Here is a 20,460-nt window from a genome sequence, read left to right as displayed (position 1 = left end):
AAACCGGAACATTTCATTTTTCAACTATCAACTAAATTCGCCTCTATCGTATTCACAGCAAGCTTTACACGCCATCAGCAAATACTCTTGTTTTACATAAAAGAAGAAGATTTACGCAATTTTGATTAACGCATAAAACAGATTTATCCACTTCACATAAATCTAGAAATTTATGCCGGAACCAACCTTGACTGCCGTATTCGGTGATAATGCCACCCAGGACGCTACAACAATCACAATTACCAAAGCCGACTTGACAGGAGTAGGGCTAATAGCTGCTTCTGAGAATACAGCAGAGTCTTTATTTACAGCTATTGTTTTGAAAGCTCAAACAGCACTAACAGAAGACAATAGAGACGCAAATATTGACCAATCTCTTGCTATCACCAACGGATTTAGTCCCAGTATTGCTACTAGGAATGATATTTTCTACCTCCGAAATACTATCAGCGTTGAAGCAGATAGAGAGCTAACTGGCGCTGATGTAATAAACCCAAACAATTACTAAACATGCAAGCACTAACACTACAACAATTATTTGGTGTTAATGCTACTCAAACTGCTACTGAATTAATAATCAAAAAGAATGATTTAGCAGCAGTAGGGCTAACGCCACATACAAATAATCGGGCTGAACAATTAGTAGTAGCAGTTCTTTTAAAAGCGCTTGAGAATTTTCAAGGTGTAATCACGGATGAGAATAATATCCCGATTACAGACGAAAATAATTTTCCCATTGAATACGACAATAGAAACCTTTGGAAACTATTAGAAATTCTTCGGTGGGGGTTTTATATTCCTGAAGGAACTACAGACAGAATACGAAACGAGATAATTATTCATTCATACACGCGTGAAAATTAATAATTTTCCTGCATTAGAAACGCTTGCTAGTAATGATTTATTACTGGGATGGAATTCTGCAACAGAAACAACACGAAGCATCCCCGTCTCAACTATTACTAGTGCTAATCAAGCAAGACTCGTTAACTCTAATGCCACTGTAAGCAAGATTGACACGCTGATTGTCGATAATCGCAGCGGCAATATTACTGTTGTTATTCCAGCGATTCAATCGGGTGAAGTTGGGATAATTGATATCACTTGCATTAGCAATACCTACAAAGTTTATCTTGATTTCTCAGGCGAGAAATTTAAAGGATTTACAACACTCAGCAACCCTTATATCCAATCAGCTTATAAATCAACAAAATTGATTTATCTTGATAGTTCAACTGGATGGATTGAGATTGATAATAATCTTGTAACTTATCTTGCACCTTACCGGGCTGGAATGAAGCTTTGGCTTGAAGGTGGTAGCCTGCTTGATAAAAGTGGAAATGGCAATAATGCAACTGCTGTTACTTCTGCTCCAGCCGTGGTTGCAGGAATTGACAACAGGCAAGTTTTACGGTGGGCGGGTAGCATGAATCAAGAATTGCAAATATCTCCATTTTTATCTGGAACAACAGCAGCAACACTGTATTGTGTCTTTACCCTTAATGCCAATACACACTATAACCTTATCCGTACTAGAAATAACATTAACGATTATTGGCGGTTTGCTAATAACAGTAATGGTTACATTGGAACTTTTTTGAGCGCTAGACGAGAAGATTACCCTGCTTCAATGCCAAGTTCAGGACATCATTTAGTGTCTATTCACGCAAGTAGCACCACTTATGAAGTATTGCTAGACAACTTATCTAAAGGAGTCGTTAGCGTTGGTTATTTTGCTGGTGATCGTTTTCGCATCGGAACAAACGATATGGCTTTTACTGGGGATATCGCAGCACTATTAGTCTATCCTACTTATTACAGTAAAACCTCCACAGAACACTTAGATATTATTAGCACAATCAAAAATAATTACCCTTCATTAACTCTTGTATGACTTTTCAATGTGACGGCGAACAAAAATGCGAAGCAGGGAACATGGCAATAGTGGAAATTCAAGTAAAAAGCAACCCCTACAAAAAACTTGAAGTTGATAGTAGTACTACTCCACTTTGCGTCAAGAAAGATCCAACAGAAGTACTCGATCCGCTTAAAAAATGCTATCGATTCTCAGCAGCATCTAACGGCGTTGACACTTTTGAGCATTTCGTCTGCGCGAGAGAAGCGCATTATCAATCAGACCCTTCTCTTCAGCGAAATGGAGCATGGCTAATTGCAGACGGAGTACGTCAAAATGGCGTCGATTATTCTTACTGGTCGGGTTCTTTCGCTGGCGATACCTATACTAGGAAGTTGGAAATTGTAGATGCTGTTCAAGTATCTGCTCCTAGTTCCACGGGAGGCTGCAATTGCACTAAAACCGTTTGTAAAGTATCAATTTCTGGAGGAAGTAACTCGGAAATTCATCAAAGTGAGCATGATGAACCATGCAGCGATATCACGGTGAAAGTTGGATGTGATGGTTGTCCCGAAGGCAGCCATAAATGCACTCACAATAAATACCCTGGTTACTGTTGCGTACCTTGTAAAGAGGTGGGTAATCGCCTGAAAAATATTGCATCAAAAGTGAGAAGTTAATAATGGCAGAAGTTTGCAAGGATATTGACCGGGGATTAGCAGATTTACAAGCTGCTATAAATCGGCTAAATAACAGATTGAATAATTTAGAGCGCAAACAAAACGAGTGCTGTAAAGATAAAGACAAACCAACAGATTTATCTGCACTTATCAAAAGATTAGAGAAAGCCGAAAAAGATATTCTCGAACTCGGTGGAATTGTAAAAACTGTCATTGATGATGTAAAAGACATTTTGGATTCCATCGGCGAACACAATGAAAATGCTGGGGAATCTCAAAATATATTTTTAGGTATTTTAAATTTCTTTATAAGCGAATAACATGACCGTATCTCAGCAAATATCCCCTAGTGCTTTGAGGGCTTACAAACTCTCAAAGTACGCCAATGGACAGCCAGGTAAATTATTATTAGAAGCCAAAAAAGTTAAGCGAGCGACTTCTCAATTTATGTCTCGAAATGGCGCAAAAGAAGCGTCAAAGAGAATGAAAGCTTTGAAGAAAACCGCTACTACTACTAAGAAAGTTGCAGATGGGGTCAAGAAAATCCAGGATCTTTTTCTTAAAAAGATACCTGGCACTGGTGACAGCGACAAGGCTACTAAAGCTAGTGGACTCGTCGCCCTTCTTGCCGCGATTGGAATTACGGCTTTACTTAAACTTCAAGAATTTGTCGCCGACAGAACCTTTGACAACCTCACTGCTCTCAGTAATGACCTTTCAAAAAACTTAACGTTGTTGACGACCGTCAATTCAAAAGTCAAAAACTTAAATGAAAAAGTTGACAAGTTTAACGCCAAAATTAGCAAGGAGTTAGACGCTAACGCCAAGGATTACGCCAGACTTAATAAATCAGTAGAGAAAACTGGACAGGAAGTCGTCGCAGCTAAAAAACAAGCCAACGATGCATTGTATGAAACTCGTGAAGGGCGAAAAATAGTAGGTGGATTAGCCGAAGCAGCAAGAAAATTAGCCAATGAGGCCTTGTATGAAGCACGTGCAAACAAGCAAAATCTAGATGCACAAGTCATCGGATTAAGAACAACGTTTGACACGAGAATTCAAGCAATTAACTCTCAAATTGCTAACTTCACATCAAGGGCAAATGATAGCTTCCAGAATGCCATCAATAGTACTATTGCCAAAATTCAGGCGTCACTCACATCAACTCAGTCTGAGCTTAGGGCGGTTCAATCACAAATATCTGTCATCAAATCACAGCCTCCAGTAGACACAAACGCCATTGTCAGCCGTGCAGTGGCAGTCTCTAGGACTGAAATTGCACCTGTTCAAGCACAAGCCACAGCAGCACAAGCCACAGCCACAGCCGCTATGCAGCAGGTAGCTACGGCTTTACCAGCGCTAACGGCTGCTATTCCCAATCTCGCCTCAGCGATTCAATCTGCAAGTGCTGGGATAGCAAGGGCTGAGGGTAAATCCGATTTGGCTTTGTCCGCTGCCAATGCCAATAAATCAGAATCAGAGAAGTTAGAGGATTCGTTTAAAAAGCAAGTTGAAGCTAATAATAAAGCACTAGAAGTTAGGGATTTAACTCAATCAAAATTAAGTCAGGATTTCGACAGAAGATTAAATGAGATATCCAAAGACTTTGACATTGCTAGCGCAGCCCTAAATGAAAAGAGATGGCAGGACGTACTGCAATCACAAGAGGAATGGCTGTCTAACTCCTACAAAATAGAGAAAAGTGTTGTCCAGATTCAATTGGATTTCAAGAGTAGTTTTGGTGACATGAAGTTCCAGTTAGCCGACGCAACATCCAAGAATCAACAGGCAATCCAGGATACAAAGAATGACCTAAATCAACAGATACAAAATAGCGAAAATCGCACAAACGATAAAATTAATTCTCTTGCTACTACCACTAATAAAAGCCTTGATACTCTCGGTAAAGAATTGCAGCAGCAGCGTGACGAGTTCGAGCAGATTGCTGACGAGAACGCCAAAATTGCACAAGGCGATACAAAGCTTGCAGAACAAAAGTGGGACAGAACTGTAAAAGAATTAGAGAAAACTTTCGATAAGAAACAGGATAACAGCGAAAAACGATTAGGCGAGCGCATTGACCAAGAGACGCTAGAACGGAAGCGGGAAGATAAAAAGATTGTTAATCAGCTTGGTGGTCAAATCAGCGATATTCAACAGCAAATTGACAATCCAACAGTACCAACAGAAATCCCTCAATTTCAGAGGGATTTACAACAAATTAAGCAAGACTTAACAAAAATCAAGCCAGATATTAAAGACCTTCAAAAACGCACAAAGGAACAAGAAAAAGTGAACGCGCTGGCACTTCCGAAACTCGACCAAATACTTGGATTAGTTGGACTTATTCCGGCAATTCCAGCAAGAGCAGCAGGCTTTATCAACCCAAATATTCCTACACTGCCACAAATCGAAAATGCTACGGGAACGGCGATGTGCCGAAATCTGAGAACTGGATGTGGGAGGCAGGCAATTGACGACGCAGTGGGAAACGTAACAGGAAATTCCAATACCAATTCCGCCAACATCATGAATGCTATCAATACAGGCTTAAATGGGGCTAACCTTGGAGCCAACGCGGCCTTGCTCCAAGGGCAGCAAACAATATTATCAAGACTGGGCGATCAGGTTCCCGGTGGCATATCGGGTTTCATGAACCGGATTGTCAAAAATCAGTGGGTAGATCGTGCAATCAATCTTATAACGATGACAGCAGCAGTGCATAACGTCATGATGCTTAGCGATCAGGCTGTAACAACATTTTTTAGCATCTTAGACAATGTGCTTGCAGTACCGGCATTAATTATTGATCCAAACGCTGAAACTATTGACACCAAACAAGCCTTTGGTGGAGTTATTGATAACTTTTTTAAAAATATTTTTGGCGTTGCTGAATGGGCGGAAATTAAAACTAAATGGGCAACTGCTAACCGTATTTATCAAGCAGCAGCAAATGGAGCTAATGAGGTTCGTAGTATTGGTGGAAATATTATTAGTGCAGTTGAGCAAACCGCACGACTGACAGGTAAAGGCTTTAACGCGTTACAAGACGAGGGATTAATATCAGAAAATAACTGGGATTATTCTCCAGAGAATCTAAAACTAAAAGGGGGTTTGTTTGCCAAATTCGGCAAGCTAGCTGATGGAATTAATATTGCAACTGAAGGGCTAGAGGCAATAGAATCTATTACTTCAGAAGTCAGAAGTGCTGTTGATTCAGCAAATCAAATTAAAGAAAATGCCAAAGAGGTTGATGATGGATTGAAGGAATTATTTAATCAATCCAAAACTAAGCGAGAAGAAGAAATAGAAGCACTTCCGGCCAAAAGCTATTCGTGGGAGGATTTAATCTAATGCCTGCTAGAGATTGGGCGCAACTTAGAAAAATCCTTCGCAACGGGGACAGTTTTAACCGTGAAGTGTATGAATGGTTTCGAGATGCTGATGGCAACGATATTAGAAAAGCATTAAGAGACGATTTATTAATTGGAGCAAAAGACAGTATTGCAATTGCTCAGGTAAAGATGAGGACATTTAGAGAAATAATCCAAAAGACTCACCTCAAGCCAGATATCATCGGAATGCCAAAAATTGATGTTGATGCTGATGTTAGCTATCGTCCAGAAGTAACTCTTTATTTCAAACAAAATAAAGAGTCAGTTCCTAGAGGTAAAACGGCTAAAACTGCAAGGACATCTTATCGCTTAATGACTCAAACTTCATCAAGCCTCAGTAAAACAGAATTAAAAAATCTTGGTAGAGATATCTACAATGATTTTGCTAAACCTACTCCATACAGATTCAATAAAGGCAAAATCATTGGATGGTATCTCAAGCCAGAAGAAGGCTTAAATTTACAAATCTATTGTCACAGTGAAGAGATAGGTGAAACAGTAGTTAGAAAAATTCTTTCTCACAGAAATCTAACTTTTGACAATGACATTTATAAATTCACCAAACCTAATAGAAATAGTGACTCAACCCCAGGGACTATTACAATACTCGGTGAATCTCAACAAAAGCCCGTTTGGCGTCCTACTGTATTTGTAGAATTTGACCACGCAAAAATCAATTTACATAATGACACTCAAATTAGGGTGTTATGTGATGCATCAGGACTGCATACCAATTCTTTATATAAGCCGTAAAAAAATATATTTTATTATTCGTCAAACCCCTATAGGGTTCGCGGTAATTTCATACGCTCAAATTCGTGCATAAACTGGGATTCATACCACTTAGTTTTTACTAATACAAGATATGGGACGCTATAGCGACATTAGCCGCGGGCCAGAGCTCCAGGATGCATACGAAAAGTATCAAGAATGGCTCAAAAAATCACGAGCAGCCAAAAAAGCCGCCTACAAAACAGTAGCCAAACCAGCTGCTGATAGAGTCAAAGTTGAAAGAGAGCCTGGTTACATTCTGCCTTTCAACAGCACCAACGATAAAGTCTATCTAGAAACCCGTGTTATTCACACTGCTCAAGCAGGACAAGGTTCTGCAACTGCAAACACGGCACGGGGGTTAATCAGCGATAGATTTAAGGCTGCTCCCCCCACAGGAGAAGGCGATCAAACATTTCCGATTGATAATTACAAATTTGCCAAAATTATTCTTAGCCAGCGCACCACAACTGCTACAACTGAAAGTGAAAGTCGAATTACTGGCGACACTTATAAACGTCATCGCAGTGATAACGTTAGCGGCCCATTTGGTAGAAAAAGCTCAACTGATGAATATTCCGCTGCCGTCAAAGAAATCAAAAATAAAAACGAGTTTAAAACCTTTGTCGCCGTGATTGGCAACCGCATTGGATTTACAGCAGAGGGCTAATGACAATCGCCACTGATTCCGGCTTATGGATTCCACCTCATGCCGATGAATTGCTAGTGGTCACGGTTGACGCTGGAGCATCCGATACCGATTTTGAGGGGATGCTCTTAGTCAATCAAGCTGCTAACGACTGGTTGCGCGGTCGGTTAGACACTGGCACTTATTTCGATATGCTCGACCATGTGGGTATCGATCCATTAAATTTCGTAACTGAAGTAGAAGAACACGTCAATCTTTTAGTTTCTCACTTTTAAAATGGCACGCAATTTACAGCTAGGGATAGAAAGTAATTGGAGTTTGCAATATAGTAATTCTTTCTCTGCTGTAATTTTTACCGACCAAGAAGGGAATCCAGTTTATACAAAAATAACTGAAATTAAACCCCTTACTGTATTTGATAAACCGATAATCGCTGTTTCTATAAATACTGCTGTTCCAGTAGGAAGAATTTGGAACTATGCAGGATACATCCGGCGCACAGTAACAACAGCCTTCGGAGAAAGCTTTGTAGGAGAACCAGAGAATCTGTTTTTGGGAAAATTCAATTTAATAGTTTTCGATGATTTAAATATTGATTATTTCGTAGCGCTTCAAGTTCCTAAATGGTTCAAGAATGCCAATATCGCTATTTATCAATATGAAGGCATAGACAGAACAACTTTAGAAGATGATGTGCAAGCGATAAAAACATCGCTAGGTATATAAATCAGGCTAACTGTCTAAGATAAATGCCCTCAACTTCAGTAAACCAATATTTAATTTTTATTTTTTACTAATACTTTATAACCGCTGTAAATGCCCCTTCACCAAATGTCAAACTCTTTCAAAGATAGCTTAGATATAGTTTTGGCTGTAACCGCCTTAATCGGAATAATCTTTCATATAGCCAAAACGAAATCAGATATTGAAAAATCCATTGACGATGTTAAAGATGATTTAACAGAAGAATTAAGAAACTTACGCACTGATATCAAAGTTTCCGACGCCAAGTCTCAGGGCAAGAAAGAAATGACCGAATATTTTATCAATGACCTCTATCGCTTGATACATCATCGGTCTTATCGCTTTTCTAATGAAATAAAAGATTTGCAAAGTTATTTGAGAAAGGATGGCTTTGTAGTCCGTTCTCACTACGGAGAAGAACCGCCTCCACCTCAGAAAGCTAAGATTGAAGAAATTTAGTGGTTAGCATCACTGGGGATTCAGGGTAACTGAGTAAGTCAGACGTTGAGTAGGGTAAGTTCAACCGATGAATTGGGGACTGGCCGTAGCACAAGATTTGGTTTTAATACCAAAAATCTGAGGGTCTGTTACTCCCCCAAAGCAGGAATGGGAACAGAAAACTGTTGTCTGTTCCCCCAACCCTATTGTCTTCTTTGATGATTGTTATGTGCGTCGGTTAACTAAGGTAGCACTGGCTTGGTCAACAGGCATCAACACAACTTCATTAATATTGACATGTGGCGATCGCGTCACGCAGAAAAATATCACATCAGCCACATCATCTCCTGTCAGGGGGGTAAGTCCCTGGTAAACCTGATTAGCACGTTGAGTATTGCCGTGAAACCGCACCTGGCTAAATTCTGTTTCTACCATACCAGGGTCAACGGAAGTTACGCGTACAGGAGTACCCAACAGATCTTGTTTTAAGCCTTCAGAAATTGCCCTCACCGCAGCCTTGGTAGCACAATATACATTACCACCGGGATAAGTTTGATGTCCGGCAATGGAGCCGAGATTTACCACATGACCGCGACCACGGCTGACCATTCCAGGAACAACATAACGGGATAGATAAAGTAAACCTTTAATATTAGTATCAATCATTTCTTCCCAGTCTGTAAAACTACCTTCATGTAGTTTGTCTAAACCGCGACTTAAACCAGCATTATTAATTAAAATATCGATGTCAGACCAGGGGGAAGGTAGAGTAGAGATGGCCGATTCCACAGCAGAGCGATCGCGCACATCCAGCTTTAACAAATGAACTTCAGTATTAAAATCTTGGCGCAGACTATCCGCAAGTTCCTGCAAACGTTCTAACCGCCGTGCTGCTAAAATCAGTTTTGCACCCGCACCAGCAAAAATTTTGGCACAAGCAGTACCAATACCACTGCTAGCGCCAGTAATTAAAATGATTTGATTTTTTAGAGATGCCATTATTAGTGAAAAGTCAAGAGTCCAGTGTCAATTGTCCAACAATTTGGAACTGACGCAAATTTTAGTTAACTGTTGACTGATGACTGTTAACCGCCGACTGTCAACGGCTTCTCTTTGTTTTCTTGGCGTCTTGGCAGTTGGTTAATTTTCACAGGTGAAATAGAACCGCTATATTTATTACAGTCCAAGGCTTCATTAATGGCGATGGTCAACAATTCATCTAGAGAAATTCCCACAGCTTTGGCCATAGAAGAAATCACGCTTTTAGGGGCAAAAGAACAATACAACCCAGCTTCTAAAAACCAAGGTTGTCCCTGTGGGTCGATGCGGAAATCAAATAAGCTGTAGTGGCGACAGCCTAAAGCTTGATGACACTTCTTAGCCACTTCCTGTACCTTTTGGGTAATTGGGTCGCTAGGATTTACAATCCAAGACTTTTTATTATCTTTAGCGGCGAAACCCAAGTTACCATCATCTGTTTGTTTGAGTTTATCGGCAAAGGTGCGGATGGGTTTTTCGTGAGAATCTAGCAGATATTCTTCAAGAGGTAAACCAATTAACTCTTTGTCTTTAACAATGACGCCGCATCTGACTTCTCGACCTGCGATGAATGTTTCTACAATGGCTTCATCTGCGTATTCAAATGCCGTCTTCAGTGCTGCGTCATACTCAGCAGCATCTTTGACTAAAGTTACCCCTAGTGAGTTATCTGAACTGACGGGTTTGATAACTACTGGAGGTGCAATTGTCGGCACATCTCCCTGGCGCAGTACTTCTCCGCGAGGCACTTTTACCCCTGCTGCTTCAACAATTGCTTTTGTTTTGGCTTTGTGAGCTGTTATTGCCATCAGTTCTGGAGTATTACCGATGTAAGGAATCTCAAGCAGGTCAAATAAAGCACGGTAGTGAGTCATTCCAGGGATACAAAACATTTGTGGTAACACAATGTCAATGTTTTGTCCTGTAATCAATTTTATGGCTTCAAATAAAGGCATCGGTATAGCCTGAGCAATGTCTTCTCGGCTGAGGGAACTAGGAAATCGCCATTGGCCATCGGGTGTAATATATGCAATCTGAAAGTCATAAGATGTGTCTGCTGTTGCTGTCAGACAGTCTGCCGCATAAAGGCGTGACAATTCGCAGTAAAAATCATTCTGTGCAGATCCAACTAAATGAAGGATACGAAGTGCTGGCATAATTCATGTTCTCTAACTTTTATTGTGGGGTGGACATCTTGTCCGCCCTTGTTTGCGGGCGGGCGAGACGCCCACCCCACAAGTAGTAATTGATTTCTTGGTAATCCGTAGCAGTCTGGGTATTAATCTCCCCCCAATTCCACTAATTTACCGATGTTGAAATCTATGCGCGTCCAGCCTTTGAGGTGACGTAGATTCTTGAGCAACAGTAAAGGAATTTGCCAGTGATGCACCATTAAAAATGGTAAGGGGTCATCTGGTTGATAAATTGCATCAGTTCCGCGCCAAATATTTCCAATCCATTTTTTCAATTGTGTGAAAGAACGGATACCAGTCAAACGCCAAACTTCGTGATAAGTCCAATAAGTTGGTTTACTGGTTGGCAATGGCTGTAATGTTTCAGCCATTGGTTCTTTATCGAGGTAGGCTTGAGCAACTTGGGGATGGTCGTAGAAGGTAGTAATTGCAGAGTGTGTGCGGGGATTACACTCGATAGCATAAACTCTACCATCTTCAGCTTGAATGAAGTCAAAGGAAACTTGTCCTGTAAGTTTCTGTTCTTTGACGAAATGCCTCACCCATTCCCTGATTTGGGAATTTTCAACGTTTTCATAGTTGACTTGAAACGCTGAAGATTCACAGCAGCAGTGCAATCTGAGTTCGCCATTCCGGACGGTGCTATGGGTACAAAATTCCTTTCCAGGAATAAATTCTTGCATAATCCAAGGCTTTTCCGGGCTGATTGGTAAGCTTTTGACGAATGCAGCTGTTTCTTCAGGGGTGGCACAGGGAAGCTTGGTTAGGTCTAAACGTCGTACTGAATCGTAAGGAATGCTCTTGAGGATGTATTTGCGAGATTCCTGGGAGAAGTCGAAATTTAGAACTTGTTCAGCAGAAGTAATTTTAAAAGATTTAGGTACTGATAAACCAAGCGATCGCGCTGTTTCGGCAAAGGCAAATTTATCATCCAATTTCTGGGTAATATCTGCGTCAAAGTGAAATACTTCACAGTAGTTCGACAGCATTGGCTTGGCAAGGGAGTCGTAATAACTACCCAATGGACTAGTTACAGGCACATAGACATCGATATTTTCTTGTTTGATGATGTCTATCAAAGCCTGAGTATAGCGTTCTGGATTTTCTTGGGGTGCAGGAACGGTATAAAATTTGTCCACTGCTTGGGAAAATCGATGACCAGATAGCCAATATTTGTGGGTTTCTATCAGCACCACTCTGTGTCCAGCAGCGTTGAATGACCGCGCTAGCTGTAAAGCTTTGGTCATTTTAGCCCCACTAATCAGGACATTTTTGGGGTTTGCTGTTTTGGTGGTTGTCTGCTGAAAAGGACGCGTGATGGTATGCCACAACAAAGTTACTAAAACAATGGTGGCATTGAATGGCAGTGCTAATAATAGCAACGCCAAAGTCAAAAGATTTTGGATAATTGCAGCTATTTTTGTCTCTGAAGGAAAAGACGGGATAGCAGGGGAAGAAGAAACAGAAATAGATTGTGCCATACTCAATCAGACAACTCTGCGGATAATCGTCAAGCCATCTCGTAGTGGTAATATTACCTGTTCTACGCGGGGGTCTAGTGCTACGGCACGATTAAATTGAGCGATCGCTTCACCATTGGGAGTACGCTGTTGTGTGGGTAAATAAACTTCTCCTTGCAGCAAGGTGTTATCTACACAAATAAATCCTGACGGTGCTAGCAAATTGGTATCTAGCAACTTTTGGAAGTAAGTTATGTACTCCTTTTTATCTGCGTCGATAAACACCAAGTCAAAGGATTCTCCAGCTGCAACTAGCTGATCTAAAGTTTCCAAAGCTGGCCCTAATTCCACCCGGATTTTTTGACCGTCAGCAGATTTATCAAAAACTGCTTGTCCAACTTTTGCCGCAAAGGGATCTACTTCACAAGCAACCAGCACTCCGTCTTTTGGTAATGCTTCAGCCATCGCCAGTGCAGAGTAACCGGTGAACATCCCAATTTCCAGTACTCTTTTGGCTTTGGTCATATGAACAAACATTTTCAGTGTTTGTCCTTCCACATGACCCGATAGCATCTCTTGTTCTAGAGGTCGTACTGTTGCGCCTTCACTAAAACGTTCTTGCCATGCTTCATTAGATGTTTTTTCGGCAAGTGCAGTTAAAGCGGCTGATTCATGGGTCGTATATTCTTCCAGATAAGGATCTAAACCAGCTGCCAACTGCCATGCTTGAGTGATGTCAGCGACTAACTCCGCAGGTAAATCTGTGCGTTGATTAATCTTTTGGACAATAGCTTCTAACTTTTTTGCTAAGATTCCTACCGGTGTGACTGGTCTAGCTGTGGGCTTGGGAATTGTGGTGGACATTAGATTGCACTCCCAACTAGTTCTGTCTGATAAACAGGGTACATATCCACACCCTCACCACCACGAGGATAGTTAACGCAAAGCTCTTTATGGTCTGCTAAACCTTGGGCCAATTCTTCCCGTGTCAAATCATTCACAAAGAAGCAAGTTCCAATTGGTTTGGGCATAGCAGCTCTCAACAAACCATCTCGTGTGAGGCTGATAGACTCGGTAGCGTCCCACAATAGTTCTTCATCCATTAAAGGATGGTCGAGAGCTAGACCCAAATTGCTGAGTAATCCTAAAATGCGATCGCGTTCTTCAGTTGTGATATACCCTCTATTAGCTGCGATGGTTGCAGATAAGGCCATATCGATACTCACTGCATGTCCATGAAACATCGGGACGCGTGGCGCAAGTTCCAAAGTCGGACTCCAAGTATGTCCGTAAGCAATTGCTCTATCCAAATCTAGTTCGTGGAGGTTAGGTACTTCTAACTCCAACATTTTTTTGATGGCTTCGTAAGTTAGACGATGAGCTATTTCTTTAATCTCTGGAGTTGCATCAAGATTACCAAAGTGAGTGTCAAGTAGTTCTTTACCATACTTTTCTAGCCACTCGAACACATTCTGATGAGCAACTACAGCGATTTTGACTAATTCTGCCATCCCATTACGGACTTGGTCTGTCGGTAATGTCCCCAGCAAAGAAAAGTCTAATAAAACTTTTTGGGAAGCATGATAAGCACCCAAACGATTTTTCAGCTTCCGATGGTTAACTGCCACCTTGATAGCGACGCTGGCATCAATCAAACCAATCAAAGAAGTAGGAATCCGGATGTAATTACTACTACGACGATAGGTAGAGCAAGCAAAACCCACAACGTCTGTAATTAAACCACCACCCACTACCAATACTGGCTCTTTTCGCACTAATTTGAAGTCTGCAAAGACATCTATAATCTTCTCAAAGGTTTGAATAGATTTGTTTGGTTCGGTAATAGTCAGAGCAAAAACCTTCAGTTCGATGCCGTAATATCGGAAATATTTCTCAATCTGAGTACCGTAAAAATTGTAGACATTGGTATCGATAACAGCCAAGCATCTGCCAAAACTTCTATATATCTCTGCAAGTTCTGGATTTGCAATATCAAAAACACCATCTACATAAACTAATTCATACTCAATCTTTTCATAAGCTTCCACGTGAAATTTGTTTTCGGTAGCTGCGAGTTTTGTTTGAACTATGGTCACAAATTTTGCCCTCTAGGTTAAAAAATTGTCATTTTGATGTTGATGCCATCACAAATGTAAGCACTCTATTTGAGAGTGACTTAACTTGCCGACATCTATGTCCTATGCAAGAAAATTGCCTGGGATTCGTGGTGAAAAAGACGTAAATCTCAATGAAATTTTGTTGGATTGCACATTTAGAAATCACAAATTACAGCACTAAAGATGAAGTGCATGTCATGTCATTTCATCAGCACAGCAAAAGGCCTTAAGTCTTCGCTGAACCTTAAGGGTATCGCAAATTTCCGTAACAAAACTTCATAGATTTTATCAGAATATCAGACTGTCAATTCTATGTCTAGCCTCAAGATTCACGGACTTTTAGTAGCTTAATAGAGGTTTAAAAGCAAGCTAAGGGAGTGGTTTTACTTGCCGAGAAAGCTTAGACACTTGTTTACATTAGTTAACATATCATTATTTTTCAAAAATTGCACCTACACCAAAGGTAGATTTCAAAACAAAAACCAGATTTAGAGGATTTGGGCATTTGAGACTTAATTTCAAAAGTTAATCTTTGGTACCGAAATGACGCTATATCATTCATGCCACAAGCAAGTCGGCGGGAAAATTAAGAAGTATGTAACAAAAGATTAAGTCAAAATATTAAGCTATAAATGATACACTTACTACTTAATTGACTTTTTTCTTGTAGGTTTATCTATTACTTTTAATAGAGTTTGATGGCGATCGCTGAGTAAAAATCCTCAATTCAACTTACAAACAATCAAATTCCCAACTTTTTTGACCATAATGTGTACTAAGATATGCTTACATAACCGTTATAGTAGTTTAATTTTTGATTGCTGTCCGCTTCAAGTATCCCATATTCCTATAAAAGTTGAGAGCAAGTGATTTCTTGTTTGAGAAAAAGAATTTTTATTATGAGTATTTATACATATAAGTTTGGCTTTGCCCATCGAAAATTTTTGTTTTTGAGGGATGATTTTTTTCCCTTTTTAGGGATTTTATAGATACGCTCTAATTGGGATACTCCATTATTATTTTTTTAATTACTACTTAGATTTATGGATTTTGCTCCAATTGAAATAAGCACATCTATTAGTGTAGAAATTGCTGAGATTACTCCACCATCAACAACACTTGCTCCTACCCCAACAGCAGGTTCTCGTATTTCTAAAGATGCGATTCGTACTAGTTTAAAGGCTGCTACTGCTGATGGAATTTTCGCAGCACTTTTCTCTATTGCCACTGGCGCAGTTTTGCTAGGTAATTTTTTGGTGGAGTTGGATGCTAGTCCGGTGGTGTTTGGCTTGGTATCCTCTATACCTATGTTGGTACATTTGTTTCAGCCCATAGGTGCTTACTTATCTGAACGCAGCACCAGCCGCTTTGAGTATTCACTACGGACACATGGAATTGCTCGATTACTGTGGCTAATTTTAGTAATTGCCATTTTTAGCTTTAACTGGGGATGGCTGGATTCCAACCAGTTGGCAATTTTGTCGCTTTCAATTCTGCTATGCACTCATCTTTTAGGAGGATTAGCAATTGCATCATGCTTGAGTTGGATAGCAATGTTAGTTCCACGACGGTTGCGGGGTAGATATTTTGGGCTACGCAATAGTCTTGCCAATCTTACCGAGTTAATTGGTTTACCCTTGGCAGGTTTGGCTGTATCCCATTGGTATGGGGGAAGCATCCAAGGTTATGGAGTGATTTTGTTAGTAGGTATTTTCTTTGGCATGGTTAGCTTGGGGTGTCAGTATTTCCAGGTAGATGTGAATCCCCAATTACAAAATAGTTATTATGCTAACTCGTCTGAAACTAGCAAGATTCAGGCAGACTCATCACCAAAGGAAGTTGGGGAAACATCTGATGCAATCTCTTTAAAGCAAATACTGACACCAGAAAACGATTTAGTTAGTATTATTCAGAAAAATTCTAATTTTTTGCTATTTTTGCTTTATTTCGGCTTATGGACATTTAGTGTTAACCTCAGTGCCCCATTTTTTAACCTTTACCTCTTGGATACTTTAAATCTAGATGTGAGTTGGGTAACTTTCTACAACAGCTTGCGAGCTGGGGCACATATGGTAATGTTAATTGTCTGGGGAAAATTTGCAGATAAAATTGGTAATCGTCGGATTTTAGTTTTTACAGGAATGATGATTGCAGTTATACCGTGGCTATGGCTGTGGATGGGTTCTAGTCCTTTGAGTCTGTGGTTATGGCTGCCTTTGTTACACATTTTCATTGGTGCCAATTGGGGGGGAGTTGATTTGTGTAACAACAATCTCCAGATTGAAATAGTACCACTAAAAAATCAGTCTATTTATTTTGCGATCGCAGCTGCTATTGCTGGAGTGAGTGGTGCTTTGGGAGCAACTATAGGCGGTTTTATTGTTCAGTTCGCTGGCTCTTTGGGAATAACCGAAGTATTCATTGTATCTGGTATATTACGCTTAGCGTCACTAGTACCACTCATTATGAAAAAGGATCTCAGTAGTTAGAGTGAAATTATTTCACTGGATTTGTCAAAAAATAGTCCATCTACAGAAAGAATGACTAACTAAATATCTACTTTATACTGAAAAAGCTTTGTTAGGTGGTAACAAACTATTCTATTGCTATTGTTGACTGTTCACTGTTGACGGTTCACAATCAACAATCAACCACCATGTGCTGTTGTTTATTTTTTGGAGTTCCCATCCAAAATAGTTGAATTTTAAAATCTGAAAAAAGAGAAAATGCTCAAGGTAGACACGCCAAAAATTAGTCCTCAACAAGTTGAAGCTTTTGAACGAGATGGAGTTATCTGCGTCAAAAATGCTTTAGATGACATCTGGATAGAACGGATGCGAAAAGCAGTTGACAAGAATATATCAATCCCTGGCCCTTTAGAGGGAAAGAATACACCAAAAAAAGAAGCTAGTGCGGAACATGCCAGTAGCTTATGGCTTGTCGATGCTGATTTCCGTGCTTTGGCTTTTGAATCTCCATTACCAAAACTTGCAGTTGGAGTTTTAAAATCGGAAAAATTAAATTTTTTAGCTGATGGTTTTTTTGTCAAAAAACCGGAAGCAAATGGCCGTATTGGATGGCATAACGACCTACCTTACTGGCCTGTACAAGGTTGGCAGTGTTGTAAAATTTGGCTGGCTCTAGATACTGTCAAACAAGAAAATGGCCGATTAGAGTATATCAAAGGTTCTCATCAATGGGGCAGAGAGTTACGCGAGCGATCGAATCCTTCGTGGTTTGTAGAACCAGAACCTCACGAAATTCTCTCTTGGGATATGGAGGCTGGAGATTGTTTAATTCATCATTTTCTGACGATTCATCACTCAGTAACTAACAAATCTTCTACACAACGACGCGCAATAGTTACGAATTGGACTGGCGATGATGTTACTTATTATCAGCGTCAGAAAGCATGGCCTTTCAAACCTCTCGAAGAAATTGATTTACCACAATTTAATTCATTGAAAACCAAAAAATTTGGTGAGCCGATAGACTGTGATATCTTTCCTAGAGTTGAAGTGCATCGCCATAGGACTCATATTTGATTTGGAGAAATATACGTAGTGGCGTGGCAAGGCTAAAAGAGTGCATGAGCTTGACTCTTGTGGGGTGGGCATCCTGCCCGCCCGGACGGGTGAGGACACCCATCCCACAATCAAATTTATTGCAACATTTAAGGCTTGCCACGCTACTACGCCATAACGTATTTTTATTTAAACTACCTATAGAATCACTCGTTTTGGGTGCTACATTGTTGACTGTTGACCGTTAACTGTGAACCGTCAACAGTCAACAGTCAACGCTTTAACCCAATACAGTTTAGTGAAGCTTTTTCCCTACCAAGAATTGCCTGAACAGATAAATTCATTAACTAAACCTGATTGATTCATAGGCTGGGGAATCTTAAAGCCAAGGATGGCGGGGAGGATAAACGCCATTGAGGAAGTAGTTACCAACAGCATAATACTTCCAACGCACGGGATCGTGGAGTGTATGCGCTCTGGCATTACGCCAGTGGCGATTGTAGTTAAATTGTTCCAATGTGGACTTAGTCCCGGCTAATTCAAATAACTTGTTGGTGGCTAGTATTGAGGCTTCGGTGGCTAGGGCTTTGGCTTCCGCAACTGCGATTGATGCTTCCACTACCTTGGCTTCTTCTAAATCTGATGCGTTGGCGATGTCGATAAATTCACCGGCACGTCGCAGCAATGCTTCAGCAGCGTGAACCTGAATTTGGACATTACCAAAGTTATAAAGCGTAAGGGGGTCTTCGTAGCCTTTTTCTAAATTGCTATCTACCCAAGGACGGGTATGGTTGCGGACAAAATAAATGGTGTCACGGACTGCGGCTTTGGCAATGCCCACATCTACAGCAGCTTGGATAATTTGGGCGATCGCACCCATTGGTGTGGCGCGCTCAAATGCTAAATAATGGGGAATGACGTGTTCTGCTTTGACTTTGACGTTTTCAATAATGGTGGTACCGCTAGCAGTGGCGATCGCTTCTCGGTCATTCTGAATAATATGCGCCTTTTTTTCAGTATTGATGATTGATGTCATAGTAAAACTCCTTGAATCTCTCCCACGCAGATTAGAAAACACAAAGGATATTAATTAGCAGCTCTCATCCACAACAACCGCTTGTGTTGAATATTTTTCGTTCAATCTATACTTGAACTAATTCTTCAGCTGTCCGACCATGAGCTTTGAGTTCGCGCACAATAGGAATTACCGTCCGACCAAATGCAGGTAAATCATCTGAGTAGTGTAAGAAACCGCCAAGAATTAAATCAACTCCGGCTTCATAAAATTGGCCAATCTTCTCAGCCACTTGTTCGGGTGTACCAATCAATCCTGAGCGGAAGCCATCGTTGTATTGTACTAAGTCTTCAAAATTAGAATTTGCCCACATTCCTTGACGTTCGCGAGTTGCGGCTCCCGCCTGTTTCACGGCTTCGCCAAATCCTTTGACTGCTTCTACATCCGCTTGAGCAATGATTTCGCGCAGTACTTCATGGGCTTCAGCTTCTGTATCCCGGACTATGATGAAGGCATTCAAACCAAACTTGATGGTGCGTCCAGCTTCACGAGCTAATGCAGACACCTCTGCAATTTGCTCGCGCACCCCTTCTATGGTATTGCCATTCATAAAATACCAATCAGACACGCGGCCAGCCATGCGCCGGGCGGCTTTGGAGTTACCACCTTGGAAAATTTCTGGATGTGGTTGGCTAACTGGTCTAGGCTTCACCCAACCACCATTGATGCGGTAGAAGTCACCTTTAAAATGAAACTCATCTTCTGTCCACAAACCTTTGAGAACGCGGATAAATTCTTCCGAACGACGATAGCGTTCGTCATGATCTAACCAAGGTTCGCCATAGATAGTGAATTCATCTTTGAACCAGCCACTAACTACATTTAGAGCAAACCGACCATTAGATATAAAATCAATGCTGGAACCAATCTTTGCCACGACTCCCGGATGCCACAATCCAGGATGAACTGCTGCTATTAACTTTAACTTCTTGGTGACTGGAGCTAAGGCGGACACTGTTGTAAATGCCTCAAGTTGATATTCAGCACCATAGCTAGCGATAAATCGAGCTTGTGCTAGCGCATAGTCAAACCCCACTTCTTCCGCTGTTTGTGCTAATTGAGCGTTGTAATCGTAAGTCCAGTTTGTGCGTTGGGGGATTTTACTTACCACTAACCCGCCACTAACATTGGGAATCCAGTATGCGAACTTAATATCAGTCATAATTTGTGTGTGTGTAATGGAAACTTTTTGGCTATTTGTCTGATGGTTGGTGATTAATTTTTCATCGCCAACAATACAGCCAAAAACCTAGACGGTAAAATCCTAATTAGAATCAAGATTTAAGGGCCGCTAGAAACTACTTTCAGTTTTCAGATAAAGACTTTCAGGGTTTGTGCTGAGATTATACTATAATCCGACCAAATTACCGTATTTATGAATAGTTCAGACTCTATCACGACACTGGCTCAGATGTTGTGACTCGATATACTTAAATCTCATTTCTGTATTCCAAAATGGAATAAAGCTAACTCTTAGTAGTTCGCTTTTGTGACTTGGCGGGGGAAGGGGAAGGGAAAAGG

At 40.7% G+C, this 20,460-nt stretch carries 20 protein-coding genes; 13 read left to right on the top strand and 7 right to left on the bottom strand.

What is annotated here, in order from left to right; translation table 11 throughout:
* The first annotated feature begins 172 nt into the window (after window positions 1–172).
* From GNE10_RS16370 to GNE10_RS16320, 11 genes are all read left to right on the top strand, one after another.
* Window positions 173–508, top strand: coding sequence for a hypothetical protein (locus tag GNE10_RS16370; protein WP_185566095.1), 336 nt, complete (start codon window positions 173–175; stop codon window positions 506–508).
* 2 nt (window positions 509–510) lie between these two features.
* Window positions 511–864 (top strand): hypothetical protein, encoded by a 354-nt coding sequence (locus GNE10_RS16365; RefSeq protein WP_185566094.1) that lies wholly within the window; start codon window positions 511–513, stop codon window positions 862–864.
* Window positions 854–1,894, top strand: a complete 1,041-nt coding sequence (locus tag GNE10_RS16360; RefSeq protein WP_185566093.1) for a hypothetical protein — start codon at window positions 854–856, stop codon at window positions 1,892–1,894. Before GNE10_RS16365 ends, GNE10_RS16360 begins: the two co-directional genes overlap by 11 nt.
* Window positions 1,891–2,535: a hypothetical protein gene (locus GNE10_RS16355; protein WP_185566092.1), complete on the top strand. Its 645-nt coding sequence runs from the start codon at window positions 1,891–1,893 to the stop codon at window positions 2,533–2,535. The genes GNE10_RS16360 and GNE10_RS16355 overlap by 4 nt, the downstream gene beginning before the upstream one ends.
* Window positions 2,536–2,537: 2 nt before the next feature.
* Window positions 2,538–2,855, top strand: a complete 318-nt coding sequence (locus tag GNE10_RS16350; protein WP_185566091.1) for a hypothetical protein — start codon at window positions 2,538–2,540, stop codon at window positions 2,853–2,855.
* Window position 2,856: 1 nt separating this feature from the next.
* Window positions 2,857–5,889, top strand: a complete 3,033-nt coding sequence (locus tag GNE10_RS16345) for a hypothetical protein (RefSeq protein ID WP_185566090.1) — start codon at window positions 2,857–2,859, stop codon at window positions 5,887–5,889.
* Window positions 5,871–6,683, top strand: a complete 813-nt coding sequence (locus GNE10_RS16340) for a hypothetical protein (RefSeq protein ID WP_185566089.1) — start codon at window positions 5,871–5,873, stop codon at window positions 6,681–6,683. The genes GNE10_RS16345 and GNE10_RS16340 overlap by 19 nt, the downstream gene beginning before the upstream one ends.
* 112 nt (window positions 6,684–6,795) lie before the next feature.
* On the top strand, window positions 6,796–7,371 hold the full coding sequence (locus tag GNE10_RS16335) for a hypothetical protein (RefSeq protein ID WP_185566088.1): 576 nt from the start codon (window positions 6,796–6,798) through the stop codon (window positions 7,369–7,371).
* Window positions 7,371–7,625, top strand: a complete 255-nt coding sequence (locus GNE10_RS16330) for a hypothetical protein (RefSeq protein WP_185566087.1) — start codon at window positions 7,371–7,373, stop codon at window positions 7,623–7,625. The genes GNE10_RS16335 and GNE10_RS16330 overlap by 1 nt, the downstream gene beginning before the upstream one ends.
* A gap of 1 nt (window position 7,626) precedes the next feature.
* Complete coding sequence (locus tag GNE10_RS16325; protein WP_185566086.1) at window positions 7,627–8,076, top strand: hypothetical protein; 450 nt, start codon at window positions 7,627–7,629, stop codon at window positions 8,074–8,076.
* 105 nt (window positions 8,077–8,181) lie between these two features.
* The gene (locus tag GNE10_RS16320) at window positions 8,182–8,553 is read left to right on the top strand and encodes a hypothetical protein (protein ID WP_185566085.1); all 372 of its coding nucleotides are present in this window, start codon (window positions 8,182–8,184) and stop codon (window positions 8,551–8,553) included.
* Window positions 8,554–8,757: 204 nt separating this feature from the next.
* Here GNE10_RS16320 and GNE10_RS16315 read toward each other — a convergent pair whose 3' ends face one another.
* The 5 genes from GNE10_RS16315 to GNE10_RS16295 form a co-directional block, all read right to left on the bottom strand.
* Window positions 8,758–9,531, bottom strand: coding sequence for an SDR family oxidoreductase (locus tag GNE10_RS16315; RefSeq protein WP_099071072.1), 774 nt, complete (start codon window positions 9,529–9,531; stop codon window positions 8,758–8,760).
* An 86-nt stretch (window positions 9,532–9,617) separates the two neighbouring features.
* The gene (locus tag GNE10_RS16310) at window positions 9,618–10,727 is read right to left on the bottom strand and encodes an ATP-grasp domain-containing protein (protein ID WP_185566084.1); all 1,110 of its coding nucleotides are present in this window, start codon (window positions 10,725–10,727) and stop codon (window positions 9,618–9,620) included.
* A 122-nt stretch (window positions 10,728–10,849) separates the two neighbouring features.
* Window positions 10,850–12,244, bottom strand: a complete 1,395-nt coding sequence (locus GNE10_RS16305; RefSeq protein ID WP_185566083.1) for an ATP-grasp domain-containing protein — start codon at window positions 12,242–12,244, stop codon at window positions 10,850–10,852.
* 6 nt (window positions 12,245–12,250) lie between these two features.
* The gene (locus GNE10_RS16300; RefSeq protein ID WP_185566082.1) at window positions 12,251–13,087 is read right to left on the bottom strand and encodes an O-methyltransferase; all 837 of its coding nucleotides are present in this window, start codon (window positions 13,085–13,087) and stop codon (window positions 12,251–12,253) included.
* Entirely contained in the window at window positions 13,087–14,319 is a 1,233-nt protein-coding gene (locus tag GNE10_RS16295; RefSeq protein ID WP_185566081.1) for a sedoheptulose 7-phosphate cyclase, read from the bottom strand. Before GNE10_RS16295 ends, GNE10_RS16300 begins: the two co-directional genes overlap by 1 nt.
* 1,064 nt (window positions 14,320–15,383) lie before the next feature.
* Between GNE10_RS16295 and GNE10_RS16290 the strand changes: the two genes are divergently transcribed.
* Together GNE10_RS16290 and GNE10_RS16285 are read left to right on the top strand one after the other, a co-directional pair.
* Window positions 15,384–16,829, top strand: a complete 1,446-nt coding sequence (locus GNE10_RS16290; RefSeq protein ID WP_185566080.1) for an MFS transporter — start codon at window positions 15,384–15,386, stop codon at window positions 16,827–16,829.
* A gap of 237 nt (window positions 16,830–17,066) precedes the next feature.
* The gene (locus GNE10_RS16285; RefSeq protein ID WP_185566079.1) at window positions 17,067–17,885 is read left to right on the top strand and encodes a phytanoyl-CoA dioxygenase family protein; all 819 of its coding nucleotides are present in this window, start codon (window positions 17,067–17,069) and stop codon (window positions 17,883–17,885) included.
* Window positions 17,886–18,243: 358 nt separating this feature from the next.
* Here the strand turns inward: GNE10_RS16285 and GNE10_RS16280 are convergent, their stop codons facing one another.
* On the bottom strand, window positions 18,244–18,900 hold the full coding sequence (locus GNE10_RS16280; protein WP_260446907.1) for an acyl-CoA dehydrogenase family protein: 657 nt from the start codon (window positions 18,898–18,900) through the stop codon (window positions 18,244–18,246).
* Window positions 18,901–19,006: 106 nt separating this feature from the next.
* A complete protein-coding gene (sfnG, locus tag GNE10_RS16275) occupies window positions 19,007–20,101 on the bottom strand; it encodes a dimethylsulfone monooxygenase SfnG (RefSeq protein WP_185566078.1) in 1,095 nt (364 codons plus the stop codon).
* Window positions 20,102–20,460: the final 359 nt, after the last annotated feature.

Origin of the sequence: Nostoc sp. 2RC, from assembly GCF_014222165.1 — a bacterium.
Lineage (GTDB): Bacteria > Cyanobacteriota > Cyanobacteriia > Cyanobacteriales > Nostocaceae > Nostoc > Nostoc linckia.
This window is presented reverse-complemented; position numbering and strand designations above follow the sequence as displayed.